Origin of the sequence: Streptomyces lonarensis (genome assembly GCF_012033735.1) — a bacterium.
In the GTDB taxonomy this organism is placed as follows: domain Bacteria; phylum Actinomycetota; class Actinomycetes; order Streptomycetales; family Streptomycetaceae; genus Streptomyces; species Streptomyces lonarensis.
Genome location: NZ_JAAVJD010000106.1, coordinates 1 through 18,076, shown reverse-complemented (window position 1 = coordinate 18,076; position 18,076 = coordinate 1). Strand labels below are relative to the sequence as shown.

The 18,076-nt window shown below is 71.8% G+C and carries 10 protein-coding genes, 1 tRNA gene and 2 rRNA genes; 11 read left to right on the top strand and 2 right to left on the bottom strand.

Annotated features, from left to right (window positions below; translation table 11 throughout):
* The 3 genes from HCN56_RS14530 to HCN56_RS14520 all read left to right on the top strand — a co-directional run.
* Window positions 1–100: ribosomal RNA gene (locus HCN56_RS14530) — 23S ribosomal RNA — on the top strand; the annotation flags it as partial.
* A gap of 91 nt (window positions 101–191) precedes the next feature.
* Window positions 192–308 (top strand): 5S ribosomal RNA (gene rrf, locus HCN56_RS14525).
* 5 nt (window positions 309–313) lie between these two features.
* Window positions 314–386 (top strand) — tRNA-Thr (locus tag HCN56_RS14520).
* Between the two features lie 229 nt (window positions 387–615).
* Here the strand turns inward: HCN56_RS14520 and HCN56_RS14515 are convergent.
* Entirely contained in the window at window positions 616–3,213 is a 2,598-nt protein-coding gene (locus HCN56_RS14515) for a SpoIIE family protein phosphatase (RefSeq protein ID WP_167971188.1), read from the bottom strand.
* Between the two features lie 308 nt (window positions 3,214–3,521).
* Here HCN56_RS14515 and HCN56_RS14510 point away from each other — a divergent pair, with 308 nt between their 5' ends.
* From HCN56_RS14510 to HCN56_RS14475, 8 genes are all read left to right on the top strand, one after another.
* Window positions 3,522–9,101 (top strand): HAMP domain-containing protein, encoded by a 5,580-nt coding sequence (locus tag HCN56_RS14510; protein ID WP_167971187.1) that lies wholly within the window; start codon window positions 3,522–3,524, stop codon window positions 9,099–9,101.
* Between the two features lie 216 nt (window positions 9,102–9,317).
* Window positions 9,318–9,980, top strand: a complete 663-nt coding sequence (locus HCN56_RS14505) for a response regulator (protein WP_167971185.1) — start codon at window positions 9,318–9,320, stop codon at window positions 9,978–9,980.
* A 135-nt stretch (window positions 9,981–10,115) separates the two neighbouring features.
* Window positions 10,116–12,809: a DNA translocase FtsK gene (locus HCN56_RS14500; RefSeq protein ID WP_167971183.1), complete on the top strand. Its 2,694-nt coding sequence runs from the start codon at window positions 10,116–10,118 to the stop codon at window positions 12,807–12,809.
* A gap of 203 nt (window positions 12,810–13,012) precedes the next feature.
* The gene (locus tag HCN56_RS14495; protein ID WP_167971181.1) at window positions 13,013–13,843 is read left to right on the top strand and encodes a helix-turn-helix domain-containing protein; all 831 of its coding nucleotides are present in this window, start codon (window positions 13,013–13,015) and stop codon (window positions 13,841–13,843) included.
* Window positions 13,844–13,911: 68 nt separating this feature from the next.
* Window positions 13,912–15,444, top strand: coding sequence for a 30S ribosomal protein S12 methylthiotransferase RimO (rimO, locus tag HCN56_RS14490; RefSeq protein ID WP_167971179.1), 1,533 nt, complete (start codon window positions 13,912–13,914; stop codon window positions 15,442–15,444).
* Complete coding sequence (gene pgsA, locus HCN56_RS14485) at window positions 15,441–16,106, top strand: CDP-diacylglycerol--glycerol-3-phosphate 3-phosphatidyltransferase (RefSeq protein ID WP_167971177.1); 666 nt, start codon at window positions 15,441–15,443, stop codon at window positions 16,104–16,106. The genes rimO and pgsA overlap by 4 nt, the downstream gene beginning before the upstream one ends.
* Window positions 16,099–16,707, top strand: a complete 609-nt coding sequence (locus HCN56_RS14480; protein WP_167971175.1) for a CinA family protein — start codon at window positions 16,099–16,101, stop codon at window positions 16,705–16,707. Before pgsA ends, HCN56_RS14480 begins: the two co-directional genes overlap by 8 nt.
* Window positions 16,708–16,866: 159 nt before the next feature.
* Window positions 16,867–17,247: a helix-turn-helix domain-containing protein gene (locus HCN56_RS14475; protein WP_167934807.1), complete on the top strand. Its 381-nt coding sequence runs from the start codon at window positions 16,867–16,869 to the stop codon at window positions 17,245–17,247.
* A 72-nt stretch (window positions 17,248–17,319) separates the two neighbouring features.
* Here the strand turns inward: HCN56_RS14475 and HCN56_RS14470 are convergent.
* On the bottom strand, window positions 17,320–18,076 hold a 757-nt coding region (locus tag HCN56_RS14470), incomplete at its 5' end, for an Lhr family helicase (RefSeq protein ID WP_446696833.1).

Sequence of the window (18,076 nt, the reverse complement as noted above, 5' to 3'; positions counted from 1 at the left end):
GGGGTAAGGCTCCCTGTAGACGACAGGGTTGATAGGCCAGATATGGAAGCCCAGTAATGGGTGGAGTTGACTGGTACTAATAGGCCGAGGGCTTGTCCATAGTTGCTTGCGTCCACTGTGTTGGTTCTGAAACCACAACTGGTTACCGCCCCCGTTTGCGGGGTGGTCTGGTTGGTTGTGTTTCACCGTGTTTCGGTGGTCATGGCGAGAGGGAAACGCCCGGTTACATTTCGAACCCGGAAGCTAAGCCTTTCAGCGCCGATGGTACTGCATGGGGGACCGTGTGGGAGAGTAGGTCGCCGCCGAACAAATTGCCCCAATAGCTCAGTCGGCAGAGCGTCTCCATGGTAAGGAGAAGGTCAACGGTTCGATTCCGTTTTGGGGCTCAGTAGTAAAGGGAGCGGCTCCCACCTCGATGAGGTGGGAGCCGCTCCCTTGTGCGTTGTGGGGCCGGCGGTGGTACCGACGCGGCCGCCGGGAGGGGCAGTCGCACGCCCAGATGTGCTGAGCGGTGCGACGACGCCACGAGAGTTCCTGCTCCCACTCGCGTCGCGTCGCGCGATGCCATGGTCCCCGAGGGGCCCGCGTGCCGTCCGCCGCGAGCCCCTCGGAACGTCACTCGGGAATGCGCAGCGCCAGGATCGCCATGTCGTCGGAGGGGGAATCCGCCGCGAAGCGCTCCACCGCCCGCATGACCCGCGCGGCGACCGCTCCGGCGGTCAGTCCCGTCGAGGAGGACAGCACCTCCGCCAAGCCGTCGTCACCCAGCATGCGGGTGCCCTCGCGGCGTTCGGTCACGCCGTCGGTGACGCACAGCAGAACGTCGCCGGGCTCCAGGACGTAGCTCTCCTCGTGGAGTTCGAGGTCGTCCATGACGCCGAGCAGGGGTTGGGGGGTCGCCGCCGCGGTGACGGTGCCGTCCTGCTGGAGGCGGAGCGGCAGCGGGTGCCCGGCGCACACCATCGTGAGGTCGGCGCCACCGCCGGCTCGCGGCCGCAGCTCGCCGTAGAGCAGCGTGAGGAAGCGGGCGCGGGGCCCCTCGTCGAGGATGGCGGCATTGAGCCGCTCCAGGACGGCCGGCCCGTTGAGCCCCTCGCGGGCCAGCAGCCGCAGCGCGTGGCGGGCCAGCCCCGTGACGGCCGCGGCCAGGGGGCCGGTGCCGCAGACGTCCCCGATGGCGAAGCCGTAGGCGCCGTCACGGATCTGGAACAGGTCGTAGAAGTCGCCGCCGACCTCGTTGCCGGCACCCGCGGCGCGGTAGATGACCTCGACGTCGACACCGTCGATGTCCGGCAGCTCCGGCGGCAGCAGACTGCGCTGCAGGGATTGGCTGATGGCTGTCCGCTCGCTGTAGAGCCGGGCGTTGTCGAGGGCGAGCGCGGCACGGCGGGAGAGGTCCCCGGCGAGTTCCAGCGTCTCCTGCCGGAACCGCTCGTCGGCGCCGCGTCCGAGGACCAGCAGGCCGATGACCCGGTTCCTGGCGAGCAGCGGCAGCACCACCGTCTCGCCGCCCACCGCCGAGGCGGTCGCGAGGCTGGTGCCGGGCACCGCCGGGTCCCGGTGCAGGTCGCCGAGGGCGAGGCGGCGCAGCGAGCTGCGCAGCGCGGTGTCGTGGGCCGCGTCGGCCGGCGCCGTCCAGGGGCTGACGCCGCGGGTGACGTCCGGGTCGGGCGGCGGGACCCGCTCCAGCAGCGCCTTGATGCCGTCGATGCGGTCCTCGTCCTCGTGGAGGACGTAGGCGAGCTCCGGCTCGGAGACCTGTTCGGGCAGGGTGTAGACGGCGCACCAGGTCGCGAGCGTCGGCACGGTCATCTGTGCCATGAGGGCGAGCGTCTGGTCGCGGTCCAGGGTGCCGGCCAGGAGCTCCGAGGCCTCCACCAGGAACGAGAGCGAGCCGCGCCGCAGCCGCTCCAACTCGGTGAGGCGGGCCGACTCCACGGCGAGGGCGACCCGGTCCGCGGCGAACTGCAGCCGCAGCGCCTCCTCGTTGGTGTAGCGGCCGGGGGTCTCCGAGGCGACCCCCAGGGAGCCGGTGAGGCGGCCCTCGACCTTGAGCGGCACCGTGACGACCGCGTGCATCCCCGTGCCGGAGAGCAACGGCACGGCTCCCGGCTCGTCGACCAGGTCGCCGTGCACGGACGGCATCCGGGCCGAGCCGTAGCGACCGCCGCCCGTCTCGACCACGACCCGGGCGAAGCGCTGGCGGGTGGAGGAGAGCCCCGTGGAGGCCCGGACCTCCAGTTCCGTCTCGTCGTCGGTGGCCAGCAGCAGGAACGCCGCGTCCCCGTCGAGCATGTCGCGGGCGCGTTCCACGATCCGCTGGAGCAGCCCGTCCAGGTCGTCGGGGGCGGGGGAGCCGATGAGGGCGTCCAGCCCTTCGGGGGACTGGTCGTGGTCGCCCGGGGCGGACGGCCGCGTGTGGCTCTGCAGGACGGCGCGCTCGTGCTCGCGGACCAGCAGGCAGACGGTGGAGGGCTCGCCGCGGGCGTCGCGCACCCGCAGATGGGTGGCGTACACCGGCAGCGTCCGGCCGTCCGCGGAGCGCAGCCCGTAGCTGCCCTCCCAGCGCGACAGGGTCAGCGCCTCGGCGATGCCGGTTCCGGTGCCGGGCGTGTGGGGCCAGGCGGCGAGGTCGCCCAGCGGCTTCCCGATCACCTGTTCCGCCGGGTAGCCGAACAGCTCCGTGGCGTCGCTGTTCCACCCGGAGATGGTCTGTGACGCGTCGACCTGGACCACGGCGACGTGGACCTGCGTCTCGCCGAGGGGGAGTTTGTCGTCCGTGACGACGGGCCCGGCGGAGCGGGTGCCCACCGGTAGTACCGGCTCGTCCAGCCGGAACCAGACGCGTTTGTCGGAGGCGGTGTACTCGACGCCCCAGCGCGAGGACAGCGCCGCGCAGAGCATCAGCCCGCGGCCCCCCTCGCTGTCGGGGTCCACCGCGCCGCGGCGGACGTGTCCGACGGGCAGTTCGCGTTCCGGGTGGCGGTCCACGATCTCGACGCGCAGACCGGAGCCGTCCCGCAGGCAGTGCACCTCCGCCGGCGTACCGGCGTGCACCACCGCGTTGGTGACCAGCTCGCTGGTCAGCACCACCGCGTCGTCGACGAGGTCGTCCAGTCCCCACCCCTGCAGGGTGTCGCGGACGAATCCGCGCGCGGCGGCGACGGACCGGCCGACCGGTTCGAAGGTGGCCGCAGCTCGCGCGGTGATCACTTCGCTCCCCCAAAGGTTCTCGTGGGCGGGCTGCCTGTGGCATCCGAAGGTTAGGTTACTGAGGCCCGCCGTCGCAGCGGACGGCGCATCCTCTGAATTCCCCCGGACCGGGAGATCCCTGGCATGCGATGCCGCCGAACTGTTATCGCCCGGTTGAGGTGGGGTGAAACACTGGGAATGCTCGGAGCGAGGACCTGGGCAGATTCGGTCGAGACCGCGGGAGGGACACAGTGGTGTCAGACGGAGGAGAGGTACGCCCCGAGGCACGGGGGCGCCGGGGCGGAACCCGGGGGGGTGCCACCGTCGAAGTGGAAGCCGCCGCCCTGGACCGCCTGCTCTCCGCGCTGGTCTCCATGCGGGAGGGAAACTTCCGCCGGCGGCTGACGGTGGCCGGTGAGGGCCCCATGGCGGAGCTCGCCGCGGTCTACAACGACGTGGCGGACCGGAACCTGCACCTGACCGGGCAGCTGGCCCGGGTACGGCGTGTCGTGGGCCGGGAGGGCAAACTCACCGAACGGCTGGAGGCCGGCTCCCTGGAGGGGGCGTGGGCGAAGGCCGTCGACGACGCCAACGACTTGGTGGAGGACCTGGCGCGGCCGGTCTCCGAGGTCGGCCGGGTGCTCAGCGCCGTCGCCGAGGGCGACCTCGCCGAGCGGATGGATCTGCGCACCCAGGTGGAAGGCGGCGCCGGCCGACCGCTGCGCGGGGAGTTCCTGCGGGTGGGGCGGACCGTCAACGGCCTCGTCGACCAGCTCTCCGCGTTCACCGACGAGGTGTCGCGCGTGGCGCTGGAGGTCGGCACCGAGGGGAACCTCGGCGGCCAGGCGAAGATGCGGGGCGTGTCGGGGGCCTGGAAGGATCTCACCGACTCGCTCAACACGATGGCCTACCGGCTCACCGCCCAGGTGCGCGACATCTCGCGGGTCACCACCGCGGTGGCTCACGGCGACCTGACCCAGAAGGTCACGGTGCACGTCGCCGGCGAGATGCTCGGGCTGAAGGACACCGTCAACACGATGGTCGACCAGCTGTCGTCCTTCCAGTCGGAAGTGACCCGGGTGGCCCGCGAGGTGGGCACCGAGGGGCAGCTGGGCGGCCAGGCGCGGGTCGACGGCGTGGCCGGGGTGTGGAAGGACCTCACCGACTCGGTCAACCTCATGGCGGACAACCTGACCGCGCAGGTCCGGGAGATCGCCCAGGTCACCACCGCGGTCGCCAACGGCGACCTCTCGCAGACGATCACGGTGACCGCGCGAGGCGAGATCGCGCAGCTGGCCGAGACGATCAACGCGATGACCGAGACGCTCCGCACCTTCGCGGACGAGGTCACCCGGACCGCCAGCGAGATCGGCACCGAGGGCAAGCTCGGCGGCCAGGCCCGGGTGCAGGGCGTCGCCGGGACGTGGAAGGACCTCACCGACTCGGTGAACACGGCGTTCCGCGACCTGACGGCTCAGGTGCGGGACATCGCGACGGTGACGACGGCGGTGGCCAACGGTGACCTGACGCAGAAGGTCACCGTGGACGTCGCGGGCGAGATGCTCGGGCTGAAGAACACCGTGAACACGATGGTGGACCAGCTGTCGTCGTTCCAGTTCGAGGTGACGCGCGTCGCGCGGGAGATCGGCGACGAGGGTGCGCTGGGCGGCCAGGCCCGGGTGGACGGCGTCGCCGGCGCCTGGAAGGACCTCACGGAGTCGGTGAACACGGCGTTCCGGAACCTGACGGCTCAGGTGCGGGACATTGCGACGGTGACGACGGCGGTGGCCAACGGTGACCTGACGCAGAAGGTCACCGTGGACGTCGCCGGCGAGATGCTCGACCTCAAGGTGACCGTCAACACCATGGTCGACCAGCTGTCGTCCTTCGCCGACCAGGTGACCCAGGTGGCCACCGAGGTGGGCACCGAGGGCCGGTTGGGCGGCCAGGCCCACGTGGACGGGGTCGCCGGGGTCTGGAAGGGCCTCACCGACTCGGTCAACTCGATGGCGTCCAACCTCACCTCCCAGGTGCGCGGGATCGCCCACGTGACGACCGCGGTGGCGCAGGGCGACCTGTCGCAGAAGATCACGGTCGACGCCCGCGGCGAGATCCTGGAGGTCAAGAACACCATCAACACGATGGTGGACCAGCTCTCCTCCTTCGCGGAGCAGGTGACGCGGGTCGCCCTGGAGGTGGGCACCGAGGGGCGTCTGGGCGGTCAGGCGCAGGTGCCCGGCGTCGACGGCGTGTGGCGGGACCTCACGGACTCCGTCAACGGCATGGCCTCCAACCTCACGGGTCAGGTGCGCGGTATCGCGCAGGTCGCGACCGCGGTGGCCCGGGGCGACCTGTCGCAGAAGATCACGGTCGACGCGCAGGGCGAGATCCTGGAGGTCAAGAACACCATCAACACGATGGTGGACAACCTCTCGTCGTTCGCCGAGGAGGTCACCCGGGTGGCCCGCGAGGTGGGCACCGAGGGCCGCCTCGGCGGTCAGGCCGAGGTGCGGGGCGTGGCGGGGACCTGGAAGGACCTCACGCAGTCCGTGAACGGCATGGCCAACAACCTCACCGCGCAGGTGCGGAGCATCGCCGAGGTCACGACGGCGGTCGCCAAGGGCGACCTCACCAAGAAGATCATCGTGGACGCGCAGGGTGAGATCCTCGCCCTCGTCACCACGGTGAACACCATGGTCGACCAGCTGTCGTCCTTTGCCAACCAGGTGACGCGGGTCGCGCGCGAGGTGGGCACCGAAGGGCAGCTGGGCGGTCAGGCCCAGGTCCGGGGGGTCTCCGGCATCTGGAAGGACCTCACCGACAACGTGAACCTGATGGCCCGCAACCTGACCGAGCAGGTGCGGAACATCTCCGGGGTGGCCACCGCCGTCGCCAACGGAGACCTCTCCAAGAGCGTGACGGTCGAGGCCTCCGGCGAGATCGCGCAGCTCGCCGACTCCGTCAACACCATGGTCACGACCCTGTCGTCGTTCGCGGAGCAGGTGACGCGGGTCGCCCGTGAAGTGGGCACCGAGGGCCGCCTCGGCGGCCAGGCGCACGTGCCGGGCGTCTCCGGTACCTGGAAGGACCTCACCGAGTCGGTGAACGGCATGGCCAACAACCTGACCGGCCAGGTCCGCAACATCGCGATGGTGACGACGGCCATCGCCCGCGGTGACCTCACCAAGAAGATGGACATCGACGCCCGGGGCGAGATCCTGGAGCTGAAGACGACCATCAACACGATGGTCGACCAGCTGTCCTCGTTCGCGGAGCAGGTCACCCGGGTCGCCCGCGAGGTGGGCACCGACGGCCAGCTCGGCGGTCAGGCCCGCGTGCGTGACGTCGCCGGCACCTGGAAGGAACTCACCGAGTCCGTCAACGAGATGGCGGGCAACCTGACGCGTCAGGTCCGCAACATCGCACGGGTGGCGACGGCGGTGACCCGCGGCGACCACAGCGTGAAGATCGACGCGGAGGCCGCCGGCGAGATCCTGGTGCTGCAGGACAACATCAACACGATGATCCGCAACCTGCGGGAGACCACGCTCGCCAACAAGGAGCAGGACTGGCTCAAGTCCAACCTCGCGCGGATCTCCGGTCTGATGCAGGGCCGCCGCGACCTCACCGACGTGGCCAACCTCATCATGGGCGAGCTGGCCCCGGCCGTCTCCGCGCAGCACGGCGCGTTCTACCTGGCGAAGCCCACCGGCGGTGACACCGACGTGGTGGCGGGTGCCGGAGAGAACGGCTACGAGCTGCAGCTGATCAGCAGCTACGCCATCGCGCCCGGCAGCATGCCGACGGTGTTCCGGCCGGGGGAGTCGCTCATCGGCACCGCCGCCCAGCAGCGGCGGGCGATCTTCTACGGCCAGACCCCGGAGGGCTACCTCAAGATCTCCTCGGGGCTGGGCGAGGCGCAGCCGGCACACGTCGTGGTGCTGCCCGTCCTCTTCGAGGACCGGGTACTGGGCGTGGTCGAGCTCGCCTCCTTCCAGCCGTTCACGCAGATCCAGCGGGACTTCCTGGGGCAGATGGCGGAGATGATCGCCACCAGCGTCAACACCATCGCGGTCAACACTCGCACCGAGGTGCTGCTGACGCAGTCGCGGGAGCTGGCCGACCAGCTGGAGAAGCGCTCCGTCGAGTTGGAGCGCCAGCAGCGGGCGCTGCAGGACTCCAACCTGGAGCTGAAGGACAAGGCCGACCAGCTGGCGTCCACCAACCGCGACATCGAGGTGAAGAACTCCGCGATCGAGCAGGCGCGGCAGGTGCTGGAGGAGCGTGCCGAGCAGCTGGCCGTGTCGATGCAGTACAAGTCGGAGTTCCTGGCGAACATGTCGCACGAGCTGCGGACACCGCTGAACTCGCTGCTGATTCTCGCCAAGCTGCTTGCCGACAACAGTGAGGGAAACCTCACAGGCAAGCAGGTCGAGTTCGCCGAGACGATCCACGGGGCGGGCTCCGACCTGCTCCAGCTCATCAACGACATCCTGGACCTGTCCAAGGTCGAGGCGGGCAAGATGGACGTCTCGCCGACCCGGATCGCCCTGGTGCAGCTGGTGGACTACGTCGAGGCGTCGGTGCGGCCGCTGACCGCGGAGAAGAACCTGGAGTTCTCGGTGCGGGTGTCACCGGAGTTGCCGGCCACCCTTCACACCGACGAGCAGCGCCTGCTCCAGGTATTGCGGAACCTGCTCTCCAACGCGGTGAAGTTCACCGAGACGGGCTCCGTCGAGCTGGTGATCCGGCCGGCCTCCGAGGGGGTGCCGGAGGAGATCCGCCAGCACATGATGGAGACCGGCGCCGTCCTGGACTCGACCGCCCCGCTGGTGGCGTTCGCCGTCACCGACACGGGGATCGGGATCGCCCCGGGCAAGATGCGGGTGATCTTCGAGGCGTTCAAGCAGGCGGACGGCACCACCAGTCGCAAGTACGGCGGCACGGGGCTCGGGCTGTCCATCAGCCGGGAGATCGCGCGGCTGCTCGGCGGTGAGATCGACGCCGCCAGCGAGCCGGGTCGCGGTTCGACCTTCACGCTCTACCTGCCGCTGTACCCGGCTGAGCTGCCGCCTCCCGGCTACGGGGAGCTGGCCGCCGGCGCCCTCGCCATAGAGGCCGCGGACCGTGCGGCGGAGGACCGGGTCGCCGAGGCCGGTGGTCTCGGTGTGCTGGACCCGCCGCGCGGCGTGCCCGCTCTGGCGGAGGCGCCGACCGAGGAGGAGCACGGCTCCGAGGAGCGCGAGGACGCGGCGACCGGAGTGGATGCCCAGGACGAGACCGAACAGGTCGGCGGTGACGCCCCGACCCTGACCCCCCAGGAGGGCGGCGCCGAGGACCAGCCGGTCCGCGGGCCCCTTCCCGGCGGCGGCCGGGCGTCCGCCAGCGAGGCGGCGGAGGCAGCGGCCGAGCAGCTCACCAGGCGGCGTCGGGAGGAGGCGCCGCCGCGGGAGGCGGTCGGCGACCCGGCGCGCGCGGAGTCGGGGCGCGGCAGGTCGGAGGAGTCGGACAAGCCGGCGCGGCGCATCTCGTTCCACAACGAGAAGGTGCTGATCGTCGATGACGACGTCCGCAACGTCTTCGCCCTGACGAGCGTGCTCGAACGGCACGGCCTGCTGGTGCTCTACGCCGAGAACGGGCGGGAGGGCATCGAGGTCCTGGAGTCGAACGAGGACATCGCCCTGGTCCTGATGGACATCATGATGCCGGAGATGGACGGCTACGCGACGACGTCGGCGATCCGTCGGATGCCGCAGTTCTCGGGGCTGCCCATCGTCGCCCTCACGGCGAAGGCGATGAAGGGCGACCGGGAGAAGAGCATCGAGTCCGGCGCGTCCGACCATGTCACCAAGCCGGTGGACACGGACTACCTCCTGGAGGTCATGGACCGCTGGATGAACCCGCAGTGATCGCGACGTGGCCGTGCCCGGGGGTGTACCGTGCGGGAACCCCCCGGGTGCGGGGCGCGTTGCGAGTATGAGACAGTGACTTCCCCGTGACTGGGTGTGTCCGGCTGTGGCTGGGGCTACCATGTGCGGGACGAGAAGAGCGGTTCACCGGGCGGCGAGGATGTCGCCCGACAGGGGCGGTGGTGAGCCACGCCGCCGGGGCGGAGGAGGACGGGCATGGTCCAGAAGGCCAAGATCCTTCTGGTCGACGACCGGCCGGAGAATCTCCTGGCGTTGGAGGCCATCCTCTCGGCGCTGGACCAGACGCTGGTGCGTGCGTCGTCCGGGGAGGACGCGCTCAAGGCGCTGCTCACCGACGACTTCGCGGTGATCCTGCTCGACGTGCAGATGCCGGGCATGGATGGTTTCGAGACGGCCGCGCACATCAAGCGCCGGGAGCGAACCCGCGACATCCCGATCATCTTCCTGACGGCGATCAACCACGGTCCGCACCACACCTTCCGGGGTTACGCCGCGGGCGCCGTCGACTACATCTCGAAACCTTTCGACCCCTGGGTGCTGCGGGCCAAGGTCAGTGTCTTCGTCGATCTCTACGAGAAGAACCTGAAACTCCGTGAGCAGGCGTCGCTGCTGCGCCGCGAGCTCGACGGCGGTGCGGGCGAGGCGGTCCCCGGCAGCCTGCTGCCGGAACTCTCCGCGCGCTTGGCCGCGGTGGAGGAGCAGGCCGAGGCGCTGACCAAGGAGCTCGAGGAGAGCGCCGGGGCCGCCGCGGTCTCGACCGCGGGGCATCTGGAACGCAAACTCGCCGCGTTGCGGCGTGCGTTGGACGCCCTGGAGCCCGGTTCCGCGGCGCCGGCCCCGGAAGCCGCCGAGAGCTGACGCCCGCTCACCGTCCGGGCGTGGCGCCCGCAGCGGGCGCGGTGCGGCCGATCCTCGTGGGTCGCGGCGCGCTGAGGAGGGCCCGGAGCGCCGCCATCCGTGCCTGGGACGGTCAGCACCGGTAATCTCACCCCCATGGCCTCACGTACGTCCGGAACCGGTCCCAGCAGCGCGCGATCCGGGCGGAGTGGCGCCACCGCGAAGAAGTCCGCGGCGAAGAAGGCGCCCGCCAAGCGGGCCGCCCCGGCGAAGGGGCGGCGCCCCGCCGCCAAGAAGAAGCCGCCGGCCCCGCTCCCCGCGCGGGCGCTGCGCAAGCTCTGGCTCGGGCTGGCGCTCCCGGTCGCGGCGCTGTTGCGCGGCATAGGGAAGAGCACCAAGGGCCTGGACCCGGCCCACCGCAAGGACGGGCTGGCGCTGCTGCTCCTGGGTATCGCCATCGTGGTCGCGGCGGGGACGTGGTCCAACCTGCAGGGGCCGGTCGGCGACCTGGTGACGCTGCTGGTCACCGGCGCGCTCGGCCGTCTCGACCTGGTGTTCCCGCTGTTGGTGTTCTTCCTCGCGGTGCGGCTGATCCGGCACCCCGAGAAGCAGGAGGCCAATGGCCGGATCGTCATCGGGCTGACCTTCCTGGTCGGCGGGGTCCTCGGGTTGGTGCACATCGCCACCGGCGCCCCGGGGCGGGAGGACGGCGCGCAGGCGATGCAGGACGCGGGCGGGCTCATCGGCTGGTTCTTCTCGCGGCCGGTGATCTTCCTGGTGGGCGAGCCGCTGGCCGTGGCGCTGCTGGTGCTGGTCACCGTGTTCGGTCTGCTGGTGGTCACGGCGACGCCGGTCACGGCGATCCCCCGGCGGCTGCGGGAGGTCGGCGTGCGGCTGGGGGTCGTCGAACCGGCGGCCAAGCCCCTGGCCCACGACCCGGAGCCGGAGGCGGAGCCCGCCCCGCGGGTCGCCCGGCCCCGGCGCCGGCCGGCCGCCGCGTACCCGGAGGAACCGCCGCACGAGGAGTACGTGCGGGTCGCCCCCGAGGACGAGGAGGAGCCGCCGCGCGGGCGGGCCCGCGGCGGTCGCCGCCGGGCAGGCAGGGGCGGCGACCCGGTGGACGTGGCCGCCGACGCCGCTGCTCTCGACGGGGCCGTCACCCACGGGGTGCAGCCGTCGCCGCTGGTCGCCGGGATCAGCAGCCGTGTCAGGATGCGCGGCGGCGACCCGGCCGCCGCGGAGCAGGTCCCGATGGCGGGCGGCACCGAGCAGTCCGGCGCCCACCGGTCCGGCGGGGTGCCGGACCTGACGCGGCAGGCGCCGGAACCGCCGCCGTCGCTGCCGCAGCGAGCCGAGCAGCTGCAGCTGGCGGGGGACGTCACGTACTCGCTGCCGCCGCTCGACCTGCTGGTGCGCGGCGGACCCGGCCGGAGCCGCAGCGCCGCCAACGACCAGGTGGTGCACGCGCTGTCCACCGTCTTCACCGAGTTCAAGGTCGACGCATCGGTGACCGGCTTCACCCGCGGGCCGACCGTCACCCGGTACGAGGTGGAGCTCGGTCCCGCGGTGAAGGTCGAGAAGATCACCGCGCTGGCCAAGAACATCGCCTACGCCGTCGCCAGCCCCGATGTGCGGATCATCAGTCCGATTCCCGGGAAGTCCGCCGTCGGCATCGAGATCCCCAACAGCGACCGCGAGATGGTGAACCTCGGGGACGTGCTCCGCACGGCGGACGCGGCGGAGGAGCAGCACCCGCTGCTGGTCGGGCTCGGTAAGGACGTCGAGGGCGGCTACCAGATGGCCAACCTCGCGCAGATGCCGCACATGCTGGTGGCCGGCGCCACCGGCTCCGGCAAGTCGTCCTGCATCAACTGCCTGATCACCTCGATCATGGTGCGGGCCACCCCCGAGGACGTCCGGCTGGTGCTGGTCGACCCCAAGCGTGTGGAGCTGACGGCGTACGAGGGCATCCCGCACCTGATCACCCCGATCATCACCAACCCGAAGAAGGCGGCCGAGGCGCTGCAGTGGGTGGTCCGCGAGATGGACCTGCGCTACGACGACCTCGCGGCCTACGGCTACCGCCACATCGACGACTTCAACGCGGCGGTCCGGTCGGGGAAGGTGACCCCGGGGGAGGGGTCGGACCGGGAACTCTCGCCCTACCCGTACCTGCTGGTGGTGGTCGACGAGCTCGCCGACCTCATGATGGTGGCGCCGCGCGACGTCGAGGACGCGATCGTGCGGATCACCCAGCTGGCGCGCGCCGCCGGCATCCATCTGGTGCTCGCCACCCAGCGTCCCAGCGTGGACGTGGTCACCGGACTGATCAAGGCCAACGTGCCGTCCCGTCTGGCGTTCGCGACCTCCTCGCTCGCCGACAGCCGCGTCATCCTCGACCAGCCGGGCGCGGAGAAGCTCATCGGCAAGGGCGACGGGTTGTTCCTGCCGATGGGCGCCAACAAGCCCGTCCGCATGCAGGGCGCGTTCATCACCGAGCAGGAGATCGCCGCGGTGGTCGCGCACTGCAAGGACCAGATGAAGCCGGTCTTCCGGGACGACGTGGTCGCCGGGAAGGGGCCGCAGCGGGAGATCGACGAGGAGATCGGGGACGACCTCGATCTGCTGTGCCAGGCTGCGGAGTTGGTGGTCTCCACGCAGTTCGGCTCCACCTCGATGCTGCAGCGCAAGCTCCGGGTGGGCTTCGCCAAGGCGGGCCGGCTGATGGACCTCATGGAGTCGCGCGGTGTCGTCGGTCCCAGCGAGGGCTCCAAGGCGCGGGACGTGATGGTCAAGCCCGACGAACTCGCAGGAGTGCTCGCGGTGATCCGAGGGGAGACTCCCCCCTAGGACGCCCTCTGCCGGGCCCACCGGCGGGAGCGGCGGCCCGCGGCGCGGGCGGGGAACACGGCCCGCGCCGGGCCCGCCGCGGGGCGGGCGGAGCGACACCGCCGCCCCGGGCGCCGTATCGACGGCCCGGATGTCCCGATCGGCCGTCGGCACCCTAGAATTGCTCGCACAACACGTGGCCTTCACGCTCGAAAGGCGTCTCCGTGTCCAACGGCAACTTCTCGGCCGAGGACGGGCCTCCTTCCGTCGGCCGCTCTCTCCAGCAGGCGCGCATCGCAGCGAAACTGACCATCGACGAGGTCAGCGCGACCACCCGTGTGCGCATCCCGATCGTGCAGTCGATCGAGAACGACGACTACTCCCGCTGCGGGGGCGACGTCTACGCACGCGGTCACATCCGCGCGCTCGCCCGCGCCGTCGGTCTCGAACCGGCGGAACTCGTGGCGCGCTTCAACGAGGGTCGGGGCGACGCCCCCGCGCCCGAGCCCGCCGCCCCGGTCTTCGAGGCGGAACGTATCCGCTCCGAGCCGCGGCGGCCCAACTGGACGGCCGCGATGGTGGCCGCCATCGTCGCGGTCGTGGGCTTCGTCGGCTTCACCCTGGTCAACGGTTCCGGCGACGGTGCCGCCGACCAGGTCGCCCAGTCGGAGTCACCGGACGCCGAGCCGGAGGCCGCCCCCGAGGACGACGCGGCGGGAGGGGGCGACGACGCGGCGGAGGACGATGCGGCGGCCGAGCCCGACCCCTCGCAGAGCGCCGTCGCCGGGGCGCCGGCCGACAAGGTGACGATGAAGGTCGTCGCCAGTGGTGCCAGCTGGGTGATGGTGACCGACGCCACCGGCCGCCAGCTCTTCCAGGGCACCCTCCAGGACGGCGACTCCGAGACCTTCACCGACGACGACCAGCTCGACCTGGTCACCGGCAACGCCGGCGCCATCGAGCTGTACGTCAACGGCAAGCACCTGGACAGCATCGGAGACCCCGGCGCCGTCCAGCGGCTGAGCTTCACCCCGGGCGACCCCGAGGAGGGCTGACCGGCCCGTCGACCGCGCTACCCCCGTCCCGGGCCGAGCCACGGCCCGGGACGAAGTACGCTGAGACCATGTCTGAACGCCGCACCGTCGCCCTCGTCACCCTTGGTTGTGCCCGTAACGAGGTGGACTCCGAAGAGCTGGCGGGGCGGCTGGCCGCGGACGGCTGGGACCTCGTCGAGGAGGCGGCCGACGCGGACGTCGCCGTCGTGAACACCTGCGGTTTCGTGGAGACCGCCAAGAAGGACTCGGTCGACGCGCTGCTGGAGGCCAACGACCTCAAGGGCGGGGACAGCCGCACCCAGGCCGTCGTCGCCGTCGGCTGCATGGCGGAACGGTACGGCACCGAGCTCGCCCAGGCCCTGCCCGAGGCCGACGGAGTCCTCGGTTTCGACGACTACGCCGACATCTCCGACCGGCTCCGCACCATCCTCGGTGGCGGGGTGCACGCCTCGCACACGCCGCGCGACCGCCGCAAGCTGCTCCCGATCTCGCCGGCCGAGCGCCAGCAGGGCGCCGCGGAGGTCGCGCTCCCCGGCCACGGCGCCCCCACGGACCTCCCCGAAGGGGTCGCGCCGGTCTCCGGCCCTCGCCCGCCGTTGCGTCGGCGCCTGGACTCCAGCCCCGTCGCCTCCGTGAAGCTGGCCTCCGGATGCGACCGCCGCTGCAGCTTCTGCGCCATCCCCTCTTTCCGGGGGTCGTTCATCTCCCGCCGCCCCTCCGACGTGCTGAACGAGGCGCGCTGGCTCGCGGGGGAGGGCGTCTCGGAGATCATGCTCGTCTCCGAGAACAACACCTCCTACGGCAAGGACCTCGGCGACATCCGGCTGCTGGAGTCGCTGCTGCCGGAGCTGGCAGCGGTGGAGGGCCTGGAGCGCATCCGGGTCAGCTACCTGCAGCCGGCGGAGATGCGTCCCGGCCTGATCGACGTCCTGACGGGCACCGACAAGGTGGCCCCCTACTTCGACCTGTCGTTCCAGCACTCGGCTCCCGGCGTGCTGCGCGCGATGCGGCGCTTCGGTGACACCGACCGGTTCCTGGAACTGCTCGACGCCATCCGGTCCAAGGCGCCGCTGGCAGGTGTCCGCTCCAACTTCATCGTCGGGTTCCCCGGCGAGAGCGAGGCCGACGTCGCCGAGCTGGAACGTTTCCTGACGTCCGCCCGGCTCGACGCGATCGGGATCTTCGGCTACTCGGACGAGGACGGCACCGAGGCAGCCGGGTACGACGGCAAGCACGCCCCCGAGCTGGTGTCCGAGCGGGTGGAGCGGCTGAGCCGCCTGGCCGACGAGCTGACGGCGCAGCGCGCGGAGGAGCGGATCGGCGAGGACGCCCGCGTGCTGATCGAGTCGCTCGACCCGGAGGGCGGCGCCGACGGCGGTCCGGTCGCCCTCGGGCGCGGTGTGCACCAGGCGCCGGAGACCGACGGGCAGATCCTGCTGCTGCCGGACCCGGAGCGTGCGGACGGCCAGGACCCGCTCGGTGGTTTCGAGGTCGGGGCCTACGTGGACGCGCGGATCGTCGACACCGACGGTGTGGACCTCGTCGCCGAGCTGCGGGTCCCGGTCCCCTCGGGCGGTCCTGCCGCCGAGGCGCGCGGATGACGGGCACGTCGGCCGTCTCCGCGGCGGACGGCGGGCGTCGTCCGTCGTCCGCCGCGGAGACGATCACCGCCGAGGCGGGTGTGCTGCCGCAGGCGGGGCTGTGGAACATCGCCAACATCCTGACGATGGTGCGGCTGGCACTGGTCCCCGGCTTCGCGGTCCTGATGTTCGCGGGCGGCGGCGACGACCCGGTCTGGCGGTCACTCGCCTGGTCGGCCTTTGCCATCGCCATGATCACCGACCTGTTCGACGGAGAGCTGGCGCGCCGCCACGGGCTGGTGACCGACTTCGGCAAGATCGCCGACCCGATCGCCGACAAGGCGATCATGGGGACGGCGCTGGTGTGCCTCTCCCTGCTCGGTGACCTGCCGTGGTGGGTCACGCTCGTCATCCTCGCGCGTGAGTTCGGTGTCACCCTGATCCGGTTCTGGGTGATCCGGTTCGGTGTGATCCCCGCCAGTCGCGGGGGCAAGGCGAAGACCCTGACACAGGGTGTGGCGGTCGGGATGTACATCCTCGTGCTCACGGGGCCGCTCGCGACGCTGCGGTGGTGGGCGATGGCCGCGGCCGTGGTGCTGACGGTCGCCACCGGCCTGGACTACGTCCGCCAGGCGGTCCGGCTGCGCCGCGCCGGCCTGGCCCGCGAGCGGGCCGGTGCGTAGGAACCGCGCCGATCGCGCGGAGGAGCGTCCGGCGGCCCCGGTGCTGGAGCTGCTGTTTGCCCGCGGTCACACGGTGGCCGTGGCCGAGTCGTTGACCGGCGGTACGGTGGCCGCGGCCCTGACGGCGGTACCGGGGGCGTCGGCCGCCTTCCGCGGCTCCGTCACGGCCTATGCCACCGAGGTCAAGCGCGATCTGCTCGGGGTCGACCACGCCGTACTCGCGGAGCGCGGCGCCGTCGACCCCGAGGTCGCACGGCAGATGGCGACCGGCGTCCGCGACCTTCTCGGCGCCGACTGGGGGGTGGCCACCACGGGTGTCGCCGGCCCGGAGCCGCAGGACGGCCGACCGGTCGGGACGGTGTTCGTCGCGGTCGTACCGCCCGGAGTGCGGCGGGCCGTCGCGCAACGGGTGGACGCGGCGGGGGACCGCGAGGCCATCCGCGGGCAGACCGTCGAGGCGGTGCTGGCCGCCCTGTACGAGGCGCTGGTGGAGGACGCCGTCGCGCCGGGTGAACGATCCGATACGTCCGACCCGTCTGGTCCGTCCGGAAATGAGGAAGATGCGCCCACTGGGCAGGAAAACGGCCACGCCGCGCGCTGAGTGTACGGTGGAAGGGCCGCTCGGTCAGGCGGTTGGGGGAATGAGACCGCACCATGCGCCTTCAGCGAACACGAAGGGCTTCCCGTCGCGTCGGGAGTCCGAAGCGGTACGGTTGGGCATGAACGTAGCGAGGCCAACGGTCCGAGGAGGGAGCCACCGATGATCCTGCTCCGTCGCCTGCAAGGTGACGTGCTGCGTCGGCAGCGCCAACGTCAGGGCCGCACTCTGCGTGAGGTCTCCTCGTCCGCCCGGGTTTCGCTCGGCTACCTCTCCGAGGTGGAGCGCGGGCAGAAGGAGGCCTCGTCCGAGTTGCTGGCCGCGATCTGCGACGCGCTGGACGTGCGGATGTCGGAGCTGCTGCGTGAGGTCAGCGACGAGCTCGCGCTCGCCGAACTGGCCCAGTCCGCCGCCAGCGACGCCGTCCCGCCGCCGATGCGTCCGATGCTGAACCCCATCCGGGTCACCTCGGTCACCGGACGCCCGGAGGAGCGCGTCACCATCAAGGCGCCGGCGGAGGCCGTGGACGTCTTCGCAGCCTGAGGCGCCACCGGCCCGCCGCACTCGCGGGAGCCGAGCGCCGAACGACAGCACGCCGGGAGGGCCGTCCGCCGGTCAGGGGCGCATGCGCAGCCCGCGGGGAGTGGGGTGGAACCCCGCCTCCTCCAGCAGCCGGGACCACACCGGGTCGCCGAGCACCGGGTTGCCGTTGACCCGCTCCACCGTCACCGTCCCGAGCAGCCCGCGGCGCGCGGCGTCCGCGACCGCCCGGACCGGCGCCCGGAGCGAGGCGCCGTCCGGGTCGTTCCCCTCCGGCCACGCCAGCAGGGTCCGGCCGCCGCGTTCCACGTACAGCGCCGGACGCCCCGAGCTCAGCACCACCAGCGCGCCCGCCTTCCGCCCGGGCTTCTGCGACACTCCCGCCGGCGGTTCCGGCCAGGGCAGTGCCGCACCGAACGCGTTCGCCGGGTCCGCGGCGGCCAGCAGCACCGGCTCCCCGGGCTCCCGCAGTTCGCCGCGCTCGCGCACGTTGTTGACCGCGCGCAGCCGGTCCACCGCTCCCTCCACCGCGAACTGCGCGGCGCCGAGCCCCTCCACCACGTAGCCGCGGCGAGCCCGCCCGCTGTCCTCGAAGGCGGACAGCACCCGGTAGGCGGCCGAGAAGCCGCCCTCGACGCCCTCGGCCGCGACCGCGCCGCGGGTCACCACACCGTGGCGGTCCAGCAGGGTGTGGGCGAGCGCGTGCGCACGGACGGTCGGGTCGGCCACCGCCGCGGGCAGCAGGGACCACCGGCCGCCGACCGTCGGCGGGCCCGTCCGCGAGACCTGCCGGCCGGCGCCGGGGAGACCGCCCCGGCCGCCGTACCGGGCG

Bases quoted from the DNA above. Each gene is read 5' to 3' on its own strand.
- HCN56_RS14505 (WP_167971185.1), top strand. From the start codon at position 9,318: ATGGTCCAGAAGGCCAAGATCCTTCTGGTCGACGACCGGCCGGAGAAT.
- rimO (WP_167971179.1), top strand. From the start codon at position 13,912: ATGTCTGAACGCCGCACCGTCGCCCTCGTCACCCTTGGTTGTGCCCGT.
- pgsA (WP_167971177.1), top strand. From the start codon at position 15,441: ATGACGGGCACGTCGGCCGTCTCCGCGGCGGACGGCGGGCGTCGTCCG.
- HCN56_RS14475 (WP_167934807.1), top strand. From the start codon at position 16,867: ATGATCCTGCTCCGTCGCCTGCAAGGTGACGTGCTGCGTCGGCAGCGC.
- HCN56_RS14500 (WP_167971183.1), top strand. From the start codon at position 10,116: ATGGCCTCACGTACGTCCGGAACCGGTCCCAGCAGCGCGCGATCCGGG.